Source organism: Candidatus Viadribacter manganicus (genome assembly GCF_001679665.1).
Classification (GTDB): Bacteria; Pseudomonadota; Alphaproteobacteria; order Caulobacterales; family Aquidulcibacteraceae; genus Vitreimonas; species Vitreimonas manganica.
The window spans coordinates 1282571-1297243 of the sequence record NZ_CP013244.1 but is presented as its reverse complement, the minus strand read 5'-3'; the positions used below and the strand labels follow the sequence as shown (position 1 = coordinate 1297243).

The window sequence follows — 14673 nt, the reverse complement described above, 5'->3', positions numbered from 1 at the left end:
AATCAGTCTCTGGCTTTGAGGACGGCGATCATATCGAGTTTGTCGATGCTGGCGCGCACAACCATCGCGGCGGTGGCGACGCATGCGAGCGTAAAAGCGATGGCGAACGCGTAACCTGCCGGATTGAATACGAACGGGAAGGCGTACATGTCGGTCTGAAAAAGCTGCATCAGCCAGATCGACAAAAGCGCGCCGAGCGCAAGGCCGGCCGGGATGGCGATGAGCGCAAGCGCCATTAATTCGCCGACCAGAATGTAAGAGACTTCAAGACGGGTAAAACCAAGCACGCGCAGCGTCGCTAAATCGCGCTCCTGTTCTGCAAGAGTTATGCGCGCTGCAGAAAAGGCGACGCCGCCCGCCATGATCGCAGCGAAAGCGGCATAGACGAGGTTCATGACGCCGACCCCTTGCTCGAATTCGCGGCGCATCGAAGCCTCCGCCTGGCCGACATAACTGACGCCTGCTATGGCCGGTATCGTTTTGATCTCGCGGTTAAACGCCTGATAGCGGGCGCTATCCATACGCAGATGCGCCCCGCTTATGCGGCCGCCCTCGCGCATGAGCCGTGAGAGCGCCTCGATCTCCATATAAGCCGATGAACCAATCATCGGTTCAACGATCGCGGTCACGCGCACGTTTGCCCCAATGCGCCGGCCGCGCGTCTGCTCTAAGCGGATCTCATCGCCTGGCCTTGCGCCCAGCTTTTGTGCAAGCGCGCGGGCCAAAGCGATACCGGTCGCCGGCGGCGCCATGACCCGCTGGCCCGCGCCCACGATTTGGGCAAGACGCGCATGTTCGGGCACGCCGAATATTGCCTCGTGCACAGTCCGGCCGTTGTGACGCAAGATAACATCGTCGAGCCGGAACGGCTCTGCATAGACGACGCCAGAAAGCCGCTCGATTTGATGGAGGACGCTATTGTCACGCGCCTCGGTAAAGCTGAGCGTCACGTCTTGGCGATTGGCGACGCCGAAATTGACATCGAGGAGATAATCCATCTCCGCCGGCATGGTGCGCGCGACCACAAGCAGCGCAATGGCAAAAGCGATGCCAAGCGCGCTTGTGCCGGCGCGGCGGGGAAAGCGCACGATCCGGCGCATGATGATCCGCGATTTGGCGTCGAGACTGGCTTCAAATTGCAAAAGCGCCGGCCCAGCGGAGAAAAAGGTGGTCGGCCGTGGCGGCGTTAGCGCCTCGGCCGGAGACAATCGCGCCGCCTTCAGCACCGAAAAGATGCACCCGGTTAAAGCTGCCGCGAAACCTGCCGCCCATGCGCCGATGAAGGTTGCAGGTGAGGCGGAAAATTCAAGCGTCGGGAAATGGTAATAGTCGCGGTAGAGGTCAGCCACGGCTCGGCCAAGCGCAATGCCTGCGCCTGAACCAATGAAGGCGCCGATCGCTGCAAAGATGAGCGCGCTCTTGGCGTAATGCCAAGCAACAGCTGCATTCGAATAGCCGAACGCCTTGAGTAAGCCGATATTGGAGCGCTCTGTTGCGATCACGCGGCCAAGCGCGATGTTCACCAAAAACGCCGCCGTGATCAAAAACAGCGCCGGCAAAAAGATCGCCATGGTGGAGAGCTGGCGGAGTTCTTCGCTGAGAAAGCGGTCTGACACCATGCGGTCGCGGCCATAAGCGCCGACGCCGCCATAGGGTTCAAGAATGCGATCAATGGCGGCGATGGTTTGAGATTGATTGGCGTTACGGCCAAGCAGGAAAACAGCATCATTGAAGGCGCCGTCGAGGTCGTAGGCGCGCGCCAGCGCTTCGCGGTTCATCCAGATCACGCCAAAGCGCTTGGCTTGCCGGAAAAGTTCGCCGGGGGCTGCGACGAAGACGAATTCCGGCGAATTGGCGATGCCGACGATCCGCAACCTCTGGCGCCGGCCATGGATGGTGGCGTTCAATGTGTCGCCGAGACCAAGATGATTGGCGTCGCCAAAAGCTTGGCTCAGCAAAATCTCATTGGCGCGTGCAGGATCTGGCCAGCGGCCGCGGGCGAGCGTCAGATCATTGATGCGAGGTCTGGCCTCAATCGGCAACGAAACGAGACGCGCCGATGGTGGTTCTGAGACGTCGGGCAAATCAAGCAACGCAACGCCGCTCACGCGTGTCTCGATCGTCTCAACGCCCGGCGCCTCGGCCAATATCTCGGCCATGCGTTCTGGCGCGCGGACCGCCGATACGGCCAAGTCAGCCATGTGCCGTTCAGCGTAATAGGCCGCGCGCGTGCGCTCCATCGAGCCGCGCATGCCCAGAGCCATGACCATGACCGAGAGCCCGCACCCCAGCACCAGCGCCACACCCAGCGCATGAACGCGCATGCGCCAGACATCGCGAAAGAGCTTCTTATCCAGCGCTCGCATCGCTCACCACACCAGAGCTGATGGTGGAACACGCTCGCTATTGGTCTCGACGCTGCGCACGCGGCCATCGCCGAAGCGAATGACGCGCGCGCCCATGCGCGCGACATCGCCATTGTGGGTGACGATCAAGGTTGTCGAACCGTAGCGTTGGTTCACTTCTTGGAGTGCTTCTAACACCCGAACGCCAGTTTTGACATCGAGCGCGCCTGTGGGCTCATCGCACAAAAGCACGGCCGGCCTTTTGGCGATGGCGCGCGCCACCGCGACGCGCTGTTGTTCGCCGCCAGATAATTGCGATGGAAAGTGATCAAGGCGTTTGCCAAGGCCTACAAGCTCAAGCGCTTCGGCCGCTTCGAGCGGATCGTCGGTGATCTCGCCAACCAATTCGACGTTCTCACGCGCCGTCAGACTTGGAATAAGATTGTAGAATTGGAAAATGAAGCCGACATGGCGGCGACGATACCGGGTTAGCGCCTCTTCACTTTGTCCTGTAAGCGGCGCGCCGCGAAAGTGGATCGCGCCTGCGCTTGGACGATCGAGGCCGCCCAGAATATTGAGGAGGGTGGACTTGCCCGAGCCTGACGGGCCCAAAAGCACGATCAATTCGCCGCCACTAATGTCTAGGTCGACGTCAATGAGTGCGCGAACCTCTGTCTCGCCTGCGCCATAGGTCCGGCAAATGCCGCGGAGGGCAAAGAGCGGCAATGGCTGATCTGACGGCGCAGCGTTGATCATGAAGCTTCATGCCCGCTTTGGTCAGGCAATCCTTGATTGACCTCAAATGAGATGATCAGCGCTCTGCTCTGATGTCTATCCCTTTTGCGATTTGCAGATGATAGGGGACATTGGCGCAGGCCTTTTCCGGCCCGGCGATATGTAAATCGAGATCGCGACGCGATCATAGACGCGATTATAAAAGAGTGCGGATAATCTGACCGGTGACCGATGAGAGCCCAACGGGCCTGAGCGAGGCGCAAGCTTGCCAAAAGTTGGCCCAATGGGGCGCCAACGCATTGCCAAGTCCCGGCCGCCGCGGCTTTGCCCAGATTGCTGGCGAGACCATGCGCGAGCCGATGTTCGTGCTGCTGCTCGCGGCGGCGGGGCTCTATCTTTTTCTCGGTAGTCTTGGCGAGGGCGTCTTTTTGCTGCTCGGCGCATGCGCGGCGATTGCGCTTGTGGTCGTACAAGAAGCGCGCAGTGAGCGGGCATTGTTGGCGCTGCGCGAACTGGCGCAGCCGCACGCGCGTGTCGTGCGCGATGGGCTAGAGCGAAAGGTGAGCTCGCGCGAGATCGTGCCCGGCGATATTATGCTGGTCGGAGAAGGCGACCGGATCTGCGCCGACGCGGTTTTGATCGCAGGCGACATTCTGAGCGTGGATGAATCGTCCCTGACCGGAGAGTCCGCCCCAGTCTCCAAGCGCTTGGCTCGCGCCGGAGAGGTCTTTGGCGAGATCTCTGCGCCGCCGCACGAAGTCTCGCCGCTTTTATTTTCAGGAACGCTGGTGGTGCGTGGCCAAGGCGTGGCGCGTGTCACCCATACAGGCGTCCGCTCGGCGCTTGGGCGCATTGGCCGCTCGCTCGCCGAGATCGATCAGCAACCGACGCCGCTCCAGCGCACAGCAGGCAAACTGGTGGGCCTGGTGGGCGCCTTTGCGCTCGCTTTTTGTGGCTTGGTGGTGCTCGCTTTCGGCATATTCCGCGGTGACTTCATCGCCGGCGCGCTTGCTGGAATAACAACGGCGATTGCGTTGGTGCCGGAAGAATTTCCGATGGTGCTGGCGGTGTTTTTGGCGTTGGGCGCCTGGCGGCTCGCGACCCATAAAGTGCTTGTGCGCCGAAGCGCGGTCATTGAGGCGCTCGGCGGAGCAACGGTCTTGTGTGTCGATAAGACCGGCACCTTGACGCAAAATCACATGCGCCTGGTTCGCGTTTGGACCAAAGCCGGCGTTGCCAGCGTCGATACAGCGCTCGGCGATGAGGGGCGTGCTCTGATCGCCTGCGCCGGTTTGGCCTCAAGCGTTCGGCCAATAGATCCCATGGATCGGGCGATCCATGAAGCGGCGGGCGCGATCGGCGTGGTCGTTGGCGCAGGCGCGATTGAGCGAAGTTGGCCGCTGCGGCCAGACATGATGGCGGTTACCCAGCTTTGGCGCGCGGGCGACGAGCGCGTGGCCGCCGCCAAGGGCGCGCCGGAAGCTCTATTTCGTTTGTGCGGGCTCGATGATGGGACGATCGCCCGACTTCATGAGATTATCGAAGCGTTCGCCAAGGATGGCTTGCGCGTTCTGGGCGTCGCCAACTGGCGTGGCGGGACGACGTTTCCGGAGCTGCCTGAGAGCGCTTCGTTCGCGTTTGTGGGTCTTATCGGATTTCTCGATCCGTTGCGTGAAGATGTTCCAGGTGCATTGGAAGAGGCGCGCAGCGCCGGCATTCAAGTCATCATGATCACTGGCGATCATCCAGCGACGGCGCTGGCGATCGCGTCCGGGGCCGGTATCGATGTCGCAAGCGGCGTCATGACGGGCGCTGCGTTGGCCGAGCTTGCTTTTCCCGCCTTGCGTCAGCACCTGCGCCAAGGCCGGGTCTTTGCACGCATTGGCCCAGATCAAAAACTGCTCATCGTCGAGGCGCTCAAAGCCAATGGCGAAGTCGTGGCGATGACAGGCGATGGCGTAAACGACGCGCCGGCGCTTGAGGCGGCCGATATCGGGATCGCCATGGGCCAAAAAGGCGCTGACGTCGCGCGCGAAGCCGCTGACCTTGTGCTTTTAGATGACGGCTTTGCCTCGATCGTCGGCGGCGTGCGCATGGGTCGGCGTATCTTCGCCAATCTGCGCAAGGCCTTAATTTACATCACAGCGATCCATATCCCGATTGCGGGTCTTGCGCTCTTGCCGATCCTTCTTGGATTGCCGCAGCTTTTGTTTCCGATGCACGTGGTTTTGCTGGAACTGGCGATTGACCCCACTTGTGCGCTCGCCTTTGAAGGCGAACGCAGCAGCCGAGGGGCGATGAAACGTCCCCCGCGCAAGCCCGATGAAGCGTTGTTTGGCCCAAGACAATTGCTCAACGCCGCTGTGCAGGGTCTTGTCATCTTGGTCGGTGTCTTGACGCTTTATATCTACGCTGCAGCGACGCTAACCGTCGATCAGGCGCGCGGGGCAGCTTTCATTGCGCTCGTTGTCGCCAACCTCACTTTAGCGCTGGTGGACGCGGTCGGCGCCGAGGGACGCATCTTAGATCCCGAGCGGCGCATTTACTGGATCATCGCTGGGGTGCTGTTGGCCGTTCTGGCGATGGTCGTCGCAAGTCCGTTATTGGCGGGGATTTTTCACTTGGCGGCGCCGAGCGCTCCTTATGTGCTCGCGTCCCTTGGCGTTGGTTTGCTGAGCGGCGCCTGGCATTGGCCGGCGCTGCGCTTTGGGTCCTGGGGGAGGCGCGCGTGAAGCTCAGATTGCGAAGTCTTGGCGGGGCTGACACCGTCACCGGATCGAAGCACTTGATCGAAGCCGATGGTGTGCGCGTCCTGGTCGATTGTGGGCTTTTTCAGGGGTTAAAGCACCTGCGTGAGCGCAATTGGGCGCCGCTCGCGGTGGCGCCGGACGCAATCGATGCGGTGGTTCTGACGCATGCGCATCTGGACCATAGCGGTTATCTGCCGAAGCTGGTGCGCGATGGGTTTCGGGGCGTTGCCCATTGCACCGATGCGACCGCAGCTCTTTGCGACATTCTATTGAAGGATAGCGCCCAGATCGCCGAGAAGGATGCTGACTACGCAAATCGCAAGGGTTTTTCCAAGCACCAGCCGGCATTGCCGCTTTACACAATGCGCGATGCAGAGCGGGCGCTGAAGCACTTGAAGCCGATGCCGTTTGACTCAGAATTCGAGATCGCTCGCGATTGTGGTCTGCGGTTTCAGCGTGCGGGGCATATTCTTGGCGCCGCCACCGCAGAGGTGAAAATTGGCGCCAGAACGCTTGTCTTCTCCGGCGATCTTGGCCGCTACAATGATGCGGTGATGTGCGATCCAAAGCCCGTCGCGCATGCCGATTATGTGATCGTTGAATCCACTTACGCCGATAGGGTCCATGCCAGAAGCGACCCGATGGCGGAGCTTGGCGACATCATCGAACGCACGGTGGAGCGCGGTGGCAGCGTTATTATTCCCGCATTCGCCGTGGGGCGTGTGCAGAGTCTGCTTTATTATTTGTGGCAGCTGAAGCGCGCAGGACGCTTGGGGGCGACGCCAGTTTTTCTGGACAGCCCTATGGCGATCAACGCCACCCAATTGCTGCGCGCCCATCCTGACGATCACAAGCTCGACGCTGAAGCCGTCGCAGGCTCTAGCGCGGTCGCCACCTATACGCGTGATGTCGAAGCTTCCAAGGCAATCACCTCCAACCCGATGCCCAAAGTGGTGATTGCAGGCAGCGGCATGGCGACAGGCGGGCGGATCGTGCACCATATTCGCGCCTTTGCGCCGGATCCTCGAAGCACCATCGTGTTTGCAGGTTACCAAGCCCTGGGCACGCGCGGCGCGCGTCTGCTGGCGGGGGAGAGCGAGCTCAAAATGTTCGGCGAGTGGATACCGGTGCGCGCCGAGATCGCCAGTTTGCCTCAGCTCTCTGCTCACGCCGACGCCGATGAGATTATGCGCTGGCTGTCGGGATTTGAGCAGGCGCCGCGCCGGTTGTTCATCGTCCATGGCGAACCTGCAGCTTCGGAGGCGCTGCGTACGCGTGTCGAGCGCGAACTTAAATGGAAGGCAAACGTTGTCGATCCGCTTTTCAGCTACGATCTCACATGAACGGGCAAGTGCATCCGCTTCGCGCGCGCCGGCTCGGGCTTTTGACCCAGGATGAGGCGATCGTTTTGATGCGCACCGATTGCCACGTGTGCAAATCGGAGGGCTTGGCGGCGCGCGCACGTGTGCTGGTGCGGGCCGGGACGCGCGAGCTCATCGCAACGCTTTATCAGATCGAGAATGAGTGGCTGCACCTTGATGAGGTTGGGCTTTCTGAGGCGGCGTGGCGGCGCCTTGATCTAAAGCCCGGCGAGGTGCTCGACGTTGAGAACACGCCGAGTGTGGACTCACTAGCCGACGTGCGCCATCGCATTTATGGCGGCCGCTTAGATGCACGCGCCTTTGGCGGGATCATCACCGACATCGTCGCCGGTCGCTATGCGGACATTCATCTTGCCACTTTCATTGCGGCTTGTTCTGCATTCCCGCTCGATGTCGAGGAGATCACCCATCTCACCGGGGCGATGGCTGACGCCGGTGATCGACTTTCGTGGGGCGCGCCAGTCGTCAGCGACAAACATTGCGTTGGTGGTTTGCCAGGGAACCGCACGACGCCGATCGTTGTAGCGATCGCCGCCAGTTGCGGCCTGATCATGCCCAAGACATCCTCACGCGCAATCACCTCGCCATCGGGCACGGCGGATGCGATGGAAACGCTCGCACCGGTCGATCTTGATGTCAGCGCTATGCGCCGCGTGGTCGAGGCTGAAGGTGGATGCATAGCCTGGGGCGGGGCAGTGAAGCTCTCACCTGCGGACGATGTGTTGATCCGCGTCGAGCGGGCGCTTGAGATCGATACTGAAGGCCAATTGATCGCATCGGTCTTGTCGAAGAAGATTGCCGCCGGGGCCACTCATGTCGTTTTGGACCTTCCGGTTGGACCCACAGCCAAGGTGCGCACCGAACGCGCCGCCGAAAACCTCACCGACCACATTTGCGCGGTTGCGTCATCTTTCGGGATGAAGACGCGGGTCCTACGCACCGATGGGGCCCAGCCGGTGGGACGCGGCATTGGGCCGGCGCTGGAAGCGCGTGATGTTTTAGCGGTGCTGAAGGGCGAGCCCCAGGCGCCGCAAGATTTGCGTATGCGCGCTTTAGCGATCGCTGCGGCAGTGCTTGAGCTGTCGGGCGCCGCACCCCAAGCGCAAGGAGCGGCTCTCGCGGAGGAGGCGCTCGCAAGCGGGCGTGCATGGACCAAGTTCCAGCGTATTTGCGCCGCCCAGGGCGGCATGCGCACGCCGCCGGTCGCGCCATTGCGGCGTGCTCTGGGCGCCCCCCATTCGGGCATAGTCACCCACATCAACAACCGAAAGATCTCGCGCCTCGCCAAATTGGCGGGCGCGCCGGATGATAAGGCGGCTGGCTTAGAAATACTGGCGCGTCTTGGCGATCAAGTGATGGCGGGAGCGCCGCTTCTCATCGTGCACGCCGAGGCGCCCGGTGAATTGGACTATGCCTTGGGGTTTGCGGCCGCCAACATGGATATGTTCGAGATCGAGGCTTGAGCGCGATGCGTGTGATCTTGCCGATGCCGGGCAACGAGGCGATGGCGGCGGCGCTTGCGAGGCGCCTTGATGCTGAATTGGGGGTTCTGGATTGGCGCCGTTTCCCCGATTGTGAAGCCTATGTTCGCATTGCAAGCGCGGTGCGGGCAAAGCGCGTTTACATCGTCTGCACATTAGCAAATCCAGATCCGCAAATACTGACGCTTGTCTTTGCGGCGGCCGCCGCTCGAGAGTGCGGCGCTGAGGGCGTTTATCTGATCGCGCCCTATCTTGCCTATATGCGCCAGGACAAGCGCTTTAAGCCCGGCGAGGTCGTATCGGCGAGGCATTTTGCGCGCCTCATTTCGCAGAATTTCGACGCCCTGGTGACCATCGATCCCCATCTTCATCGCATCTGTGGTTTAGAGACGATATTCTCGATCCCCACCCATGTAGGCGCGGCTGCGCCGCTCCTTGGCGCCTGGATTGCGCAAAACCTCGATGCAGCTTTGATCATCGGGCCAGACCAAGAAAGCGCACAATGGGCGCAAGAGGTCGCAAAAAGCGCGGGCGCGCCACATGTGGTCGCAAACAAGCTGAGAAGCGGTGATGAAAAAGTGCGCGTCGAACTGCCGGACTTGGCGGCGTGGAGCGAGCGCCAGCCAGTATTGATCGACGACATAGTTTCTTCCGGGCGGACCATGATTGAAGCATCGCGTGCGCTGGCGGCGCGCGGAATGGCAAAGCCCTATTGCTTGGCTATCCACGCCGTTTTCGCTCCAGGCGCCTTCGATCGTCTCGCCGAAACATCCGAGCGCGTGGTGACGACCGATACGATTGCTCATCCATCCAACGCCATTTCTGTCGTGGACATGCTGGCGAGATTGATCGCATCCTAGCGTGACTTTAAGGAGCGCTTGGCGACCATGAGAAGAGCCCAGCCGGGGATGAGCCATGAACGAGGCAATTGTTGACCTTCAGGGCGGCGCCTCGATCGAGCTCCGGCTTGAGGAGCTCAGCCAACTCTTCGATCCATTCGACCCATTTCCGATGCCGACGCGTGATCTTGCGAGGAGTGCAGAAGATTTCATAGTCGGCTGGGCGCGTGAGCTGCCGAGAGGTCAAGCATTCCGCATCATCGTTCATCTGTCGCAGCGCGAGGCCCAAAGTCCCGCCGCGGCGGGACTAGCGGACGCACTACGGCGTCACTTCACCTATCGCGCTGAGCGCATGAGTGGTGATCTCCACGAGATGTTTCGCATTGGACGCCTGTCGCTTTTTATCGGTCTGGCGGTGTTGGGCGGTTGCGTGTTGGGTGGGCGTTTGGTGAGCAGTCTTTTCGGGCCTGGCGACATCTCAAGCTTCTTCGCCGAGGGGCTCATTATCCTGGGCTGGGTCGCCAACTGGCGTCCGATCGAGATCTTCCTCTACGATTGGTGGCCGCTGGCGCAAAGGCGACATCTATATAGATGCCTCGCCGACGCCAGTGTGGAGGTACGCTCGGTGCGCGAGGACAAGCTCTAGGCGCGGGCGCAGGCGCCTTTCTATTCGCCTTCAACGGCAAACCTTTGGCGCTTATCTTGGCCGGCGCTCGCGCATTCACTCGCCGCCGCTGTGACGCTCGGCGCGGCGATGGCCTCAGATTGGGGCGCCTCCAGCGCCGCAATTAAAGCGGCGTCGCGCTGGTAAATATCATCAGCATATAGAACGGCGCCCTCGGCGCCGGAGGCGGTGATGTAGAGGGCATAGACCGGAAGTGGCGCCGCGAGCGGCAGCGACCTTGTCTGTCCTGTCTCGATTGCCGCTTGTAGCGAAGACGCTGAGAAAGCGGGCGTCAACACTGCTGCGGCGAGGTCGAGCGCGTCGTCTACGCGGACGCAGCCATGGCTGAGTGCGCGCTGCTCTCGTGCGAACAGACCATGATTAGGCGTGTCGTGGAGGTAGATGTCATAACGATTGGGCATCTCGAATTTGACCCGCCCCAAGGCATTCATCGCACCTGGTCGTTGACGCAACTGATAGGCAAAGGGCCGCGCCGCCCAATCAATCGTCGCGGGATCGACAATCGCGCCCGATGCATCGATCGCATCATAACCGCCGCGTGATGCAGCGTTCGGGTCGCGCGCAAATTGGGGCAAGAGTTCGTTGTTGAGGATGCTGCGCGGCGGCGTCCAGGTCGGGTTCAAGGTGACCGCGTTGATTTCTGCTGCGAAGGATGGCGTCTGACTTGCGCGAGCGCCCACAATCGCAGTGTGGATGCGAGAAGCTGCGGAGGTCTCATGCAAAATGACTTGGAACTGGGCGATGCGCACCTCGATGCGGGGACTTGGCAAATCGCGCGGCGCCCAGCGCCATCGTTCGAGACTGGCGCGCAGGCTTGCGATCCGGACCTCGCGGCTAAGCCCTGACGGGCCGTCCGCACCTTGCGGCTCTGCGAGCACCCGCCCGAGCTCAGCGCGAAGCGCTGCATATTCGCTGGTTTGGGGCAGAAGCATTCTCAGCGCTCGCACCAAAGCTGCATCGCCGCGCGCTGCGCTGAGCAACGAGGTGATGTCGCCAAGCGCCGGACGAGGGATGCGCCATTGTGGGTCGGCGCGTGCGGGATCGACCGCGCCTTGCGCGAAGGTTTGCGCAAGCTCGACAAAGAGCGTGTCGGCAGCGCGATCGAAAGCGGCCGCGTCGGCGGCGCTGGTCGTCGAAACCTGTTGAAGGTTCCTCACCTCAGCGGCGGCGCTTTCGTATGAGGAAAGCCCCTCGGCCTGCGCCGAAGCAGAGATCTCGATGAGTGCGCCAACGGCGTCGGGCGACCATAATGGCTGGATGATCGCTGAAGGGGGGCTATTTGGCGCCTCTGGCGGCGTCATGGCGCACGCGGCGAGCGCCGCGGCGGCGCAAAAGACCAACACACGATGCAACATCTGGGAACTCGCGGGGACAGGCCACTTTCAGCCTGGCGCGATATCCATACACCAAGTTGATCTCTCTCAATGGCGGCCAGCATTATTGCCCCGCAAAAGAATGTTTCGAAGAGCGTACGGCAAGACGCCATAGGCAAAACAAGCAAACGGGCCTCCTTGGCAAGGCGCGTGCAGCGCCTAAGCAGGCGGTGAATGAACGCCACTTTGGCGCAACTGGCCCTCAACGGCGCCGCGCTTGATGCGGATCAAGTCAAACAAGATCACAAGCGCCGATGCTGGGGCCTTAGATCTGGCTCGGCGGCGCAAGCTGACCCAAGCCCCGTTGTGTCTTAGAGATGACGTCAGGAGAAACGCATGCTGTTGCCTCATGGGGCCATTGTCGTTGTTGTCGATGGCGAAAAGCTCGAACTTTATCGCAACGTCGGCAACGAGACGGCAGCGGAGCTTTCGCGAATGGATGCGCCTAAGCTTGAAGAGCACAACAAAAGTTCAGGCGCTCGCCATATTACGAGTTCGGCTAACCCTGGACATCTGTTGGGTGAGGATGCGCACGCCGCAGCAGTGGTCGGATGGCTTAATCAGGGGGCGATAAAAGGCGAGATAAAGCACCTCGTCGTTGTTGCACCGCCCCGTACCTTGGGCGAGATGCGCCGGCATTATGACAAGCAACTGGAAGCGATACTTGTAGCAGAAGCGCACAAGGACCTCATTGGTCGGAGCGCGCCTGAGATCCTCTCAGCACTACAATTAAAATGACGAAGAATAGACGCCCCAGAGGGGCGTCTATTCGGGGCCGTCCGCTCACCCACCTTTATCAAACCCGCGTCCTTAGAAGCTTGATCCAAATTTCTTGCGCCGCTCCTATTGGCTCGCGGTTTGCCGTTCAGCCTTTTGACTTTGGCGATGGCTTTGATATCGCGCAGCGTCTTTGTCTTGTGGCGCGGCGCGCACATCAATAGATCGGGTTTTCCGGGCTTTAGCGCATTGGGCCTCGAGTGCTCGGCGATGAGGTTCTCGCTTGCCCGGCATCCTCGAACGCAGCAGCAACCATGCTGCGCATCGAAAAGCGCATCATATTCGCGCTTTGTGAGATAGAGCCGCTTCATGACGCGCCTCCTTCAAAAGAAGAGGAAAGCCGCTCAATCGAATGGATGATGAAGCCAACGGAGAAAAAGCCAAGCTCGCCGACCTGGCGTCGGCGCTGCTCGATCTCGCCTTCGATACGCACGTTATCGCCTTCGCGAAGCTCGTTAAGGATTTGTACGCGGAGCTTCTGGCGTCGCGCGATGCAAAGGACCCAAGCTACGCGTGAGGGCTCATGTTCGCGATCCAGCGTTGAAGAGATTGCAAGCGTCAGTTCATGTGGCGCGGTTACAAGCACGCAACCGATCATGCCGGTGAGTGAAAATGAAAGCATTGGAGAAAGTCCAACCGGATGGCGCCGGTGGCGCGCCGCGAGCCGTTCCCCGCGACGCTTGCGTTGGGCGCATGCGGGAAGAGGGCGCGCGCAAGGGCGCGCGAAGCGCCCGAAGGCTTGGCCCTTGCGCGCGCCCGACCGCATGCGATGGAGGCAAGGAGCGGGAACTGGGGCGCCTCACCGCCTCACCGCCTCACCGCCTCACCGCCTGACCGCCTGACCGCTTGGCCGAGCGACGCGTCAGCGATCGCAGCCGTAAGGGACGAGACGCGCTCTTGCGTCTTTCAATCGGCGCGGGGCTCGGCGCAGCGCAGGAGCGCGGCCGCCGGCGGCGGCGACGCCCAATCGCAATATCGTTCACCGAGATCGCGCTGGGCAGAGGTGGCGCAACCTTTGTTGCGATTAACTCGCAACAGGGGTTTAGCCGTCCGATCGAAGGGGATGTTCAAAACCGAGCTTGAGGAGGCCTCTTTTGCGAGACCGTTCGAGTTTTTTGGGGCTGCTCGCCGTGCGGCCTTGCATCAGGTCCTGCAATTGCTTGCGCACGAACGGGAAGCTCGTTTGTGCGACGGCGTCGGCGTAGCCTTCGCGCGAAAGCTTGGAACGCAGCTCGTCGAGTGAATGGCAATCTTGCGAGCGCGCAATTTCGAACGCGCGCTCAATCGTTGAATAGGCAGGCATGAAATATCCAAGGCAAAGCGGGTTTCGCGAGCGCTTTGGGTCAACGCGCAAACGCGCTCGCCGTTCCCACTGACCCCGCTAAAGCCCACGTTTTCAACGCGTTTTCATAAGATGCGACGAAGATTAGGCTTGTGCGTCCGATGGCCTTGGCGGCGTCGCGATTGGACGTTTGTCTTTCGCTGCGAGCACCTCCTTCGCTGCGAGCACCTCCGACAGCGTCACCGCGATCGGCCCGGGTCATGCCTTCTTCTGAAGCGACGAGGTGCGCGCGCAGATCGGCTTCCCACGCCTTGAGGAGATCGCGCTTTTCCTCAAGGCTGAGGCTTGGGTCACCGATCAGGTCTTCGGGGGGCTGGAATCTGTTGGCCGGGGCGGTTTGGGAAAGCTCTGTCAGAGAGGGCAAATGAGCGGTGCGGGCGCAAGGTTCCCTTCGAGCGCGTCCGAGCGTTGGCAGGTGCGTCAAATATGACTGCTATTTCAATGAGATGCGCGAAGAGATGTCGCCCGTCGCGCGCGCTGCATTGCAGCCAGGCAAGGAATTTCTAATCTTGCGCCCCAGCGGGTCCCAGGAGTCGGGAAGCCCGGGGGAGTACTATCATGATCGTACGTTGGATGGCCGTTGGCTTCGTGATCTGGATCGCGATTGCCGTTGCGTTCCGCTTTGTCGGCGAACTTGGATTTCAAGCAGGCCCGGGTGGCGTGTCGTGGTTGTTCATGACGCTGCCGATTGGCTTGCTCATTCTCACCTATCTCGTTTTGAAGCTAATGAAGGTTGCGCCGACGGACCGCGCTGAAGCGGCTTCGATCATGGCGGTGCCTGGCCTTCTGGTCGGCATTTACGAAATCAACAGCTTCCACATCGTCTTCCCGAACCTTGATGCGTCGCTGCAGCCGGAGTTCTCGGCCCTGATGTTCGCGAGCTACGCGGCGGTGATTATCGCCGGCATCGTGTCTTCGCGTCTTGAAGGCAACGTCTAAGCACGGTTGACGCTTGAGCATCCCT

12 protein-coding genes are annotated in these 14673 nt (G+C 61.0%); 7 read left to right on the top strand and 5 right to left on the bottom strand.

The window, feature by feature from the left end:
• Positions 1-2 precede the first annotated feature (2 nt).
• Together ATE48_RS06805 and ATE48_RS06800 are read right to left on the bottom strand one after the other, a co-directional pair.
• Complete coding sequence (locus ATE48_RS06805) at positions 3-2366, bottom strand: ABC transporter permease (protein WP_066769320.1); 2364 nt, start codon at positions 2364-2366, stop codon at positions 3-5.
• 3 nt (positions 2367-2369) lie between these two features.
• Complete coding sequence (locus tag ATE48_RS06800) at positions 2370-3101, bottom strand: ABC transporter ATP-binding protein (protein ID WP_066769318.1); 732 nt, start codon at positions 3099-3101, stop codon at positions 2370-2372.
• A 203-nt stretch (positions 3102-3304) separates the two neighbouring features.
• On the opposite strand from ATE48_RS06800, the gene ATE48_RS06795 reads away from it, so the two are divergent.
• The 5 genes from ATE48_RS06795 to ATE48_RS06775 are packed head-to-tail and all read left to right on the top strand — an operon-like array spanning position 3305 to position 10178.
• Positions 3305-5812 carry a cation-translocating P-type ATPase gene (locus ATE48_RS06795; RefSeq protein WP_066769314.1) on the top strand — a complete coding sequence of 836 codons (2508 nt, stop codon included), beginning with the start codon at positions 3305-3307 and terminating at the stop codon, positions 5810-5812.
• A complete protein-coding gene (locus tag ATE48_RS06790; protein ID WP_066774665.1) occupies positions 5809-7173 on the top strand; it encodes an MBL fold metallo-hydrolase RNA specificity domain-containing protein in 1365 nt (454 codons plus the stop codon). The genes ATE48_RS06795 and ATE48_RS06790 overlap by 4 nt, the downstream gene beginning before the upstream one ends.
• Positions 7170-8675, top strand: a complete 1506-nt coding sequence (locus ATE48_RS06785; protein ID WP_066769312.1) for a thymidine phosphorylase family protein — start codon at positions 7170-7172, stop codon at positions 8673-8675. The genes ATE48_RS06790 and ATE48_RS06785 overlap by 4 nt, the downstream gene beginning before the upstream one ends.
• A gap of 5 nt (positions 8676-8680) precedes the next feature.
• Positions 8681-9553 (top strand): ribose-phosphate diphosphokinase, encoded by an 873-nt coding sequence (locus ATE48_RS06780; protein WP_066769309.1) that lies wholly within the window; start codon positions 8681-8683, stop codon positions 9551-9553.
• A 55-nt stretch (positions 9554-9608) separates the two neighbouring features.
• On the top strand, positions 9609-10178 hold the full coding sequence (locus tag ATE48_RS06775; RefSeq protein WP_066769307.1) for a hypothetical protein: 570 nt from the start codon (positions 9609-9611) through the stop codon (positions 10176-10178).
• Positions 10179-10198: 20 nt separating this feature from the next.
• On the opposite strand, the gene ATE48_RS06770 is transcribed toward ATE48_RS06775, so the two are convergent.
• Positions 10199-11572: a L,D-transpeptidase family protein gene (locus ATE48_RS06770; protein ID WP_066769305.1), complete on the bottom strand. Its 1374-nt coding sequence runs from the start codon at positions 11570-11572 to the stop codon at positions 10199-10201.
• 354 nt (positions 11573-11926) lie between these two features.
• Between ATE48_RS06770 and ATE48_RS06765 the strand changes: the two genes are divergently transcribed.
• Complete coding sequence (locus ATE48_RS06765) at positions 11927-12328, top strand: baeRF12 domain-containing protein (RefSeq protein WP_066769302.1); 402 nt, start codon at positions 11927-11929, stop codon at positions 12326-12328.
• Between the two features lie 346 nt (positions 12329-12674).
• Here the strand turns inward: ATE48_RS06765 and ATE48_RS19985 are convergent, their stop codons facing one another.
• On the bottom strand, positions 12675-12989 hold the full coding sequence (locus tag ATE48_RS19985; RefSeq protein ID WP_228126822.1) for a hypothetical protein: 315 nt from the start codon (positions 12987-12989) through the stop codon (positions 12675-12677).
• 420 nt (positions 12990-13409) lie between these two features.
• A complete protein-coding gene (locus ATE48_RS06755) occupies positions 13410-13670 on the bottom strand; it encodes a hypothetical protein (RefSeq protein WP_066769298.1) in 261 nt (86 codons plus the stop codon).
• Positions 13671-14267: 597 nt separating this feature from the next.
• Between ATE48_RS06755 and ATE48_RS06745 the strand changes: the two genes are divergently transcribed.
• Positions 14268-14648, top strand: a complete 381-nt coding sequence (locus tag ATE48_RS06745; protein ID WP_066769288.1) for a DUF5367 family protein — start codon at positions 14268-14270, stop codon at positions 14646-14648.
• Positions 14649-14673: the final 25 nt, after the last annotated feature.

Bases quoted from the DNA above. Each gene is read 5' to 3' on its own strand.
- ATE48_RS06800 (WP_066769318.1), bottom strand. From the start codon at position 3,101: ATGATCAACGCTGCGCCGTCAGATCAGCCATTGCCGCTCTTTGCCCTC.
- ATE48_RS06755 (WP_066769298.1), bottom strand. From the start codon at position 13,670: ATGCCTGCCTATTCAACGATTGAGCGCGCGTTCGAAATTGCGCGCTCG.
- ATE48_RS06770 (WP_066769305.1), bottom strand. From the start codon at position 11,572: ATGTTGCATCGTGTGTTGGTCTTTTGCGCCGCCGCGGCGCTCGCCGCG.
- ATE48_RS06765 (WP_066769302.1), top strand. From the start codon at position 11,927: ATGCTGTTGCCTCATGGGGCCATTGTCGTTGTTGTCGATGGCGAAAAG.
- ATE48_RS06785 (WP_066769312.1), top strand. From the start codon at position 7,170: ATGAACGGGCAAGTGCATCCGCTTCGCGCGCGCCGGCTCGGGCTTTTG.
- ATE48_RS06775 (WP_066769307.1), top strand. From the start codon at position 9,609: ATGAACGAGGCAATTGTTGACCTTCAGGGCGGCGCCTCGATCGAGCTC.
- ATE48_RS06780 (WP_066769309.1), top strand. From the start codon at position 8,681: ATGCGTGTGATCTTGCCGATGCCGGGCAACGAGGCGATGGCGGCGGCG.
- ATE48_RS19985 (WP_228126822.1), bottom strand. From the start codon at position 12,989: ATGCTTTCATTTTCACTCACCGGCATGATCGGTTGCGTGCTTGTAACC.
- ATE48_RS06805 (WP_066769320.1), bottom strand. From the start codon at position 2,366: ATGCGAGCGCTGGATAAGAAGCTCTTTCGCGATGTCTGGCGCATGCGC.
- ATE48_RS06745 (WP_066769288.1), top strand. From the start codon at position 14,268: ATGATCGTACGTTGGATGGCCGTTGGCTTCGTGATCTGGATCGCGATT.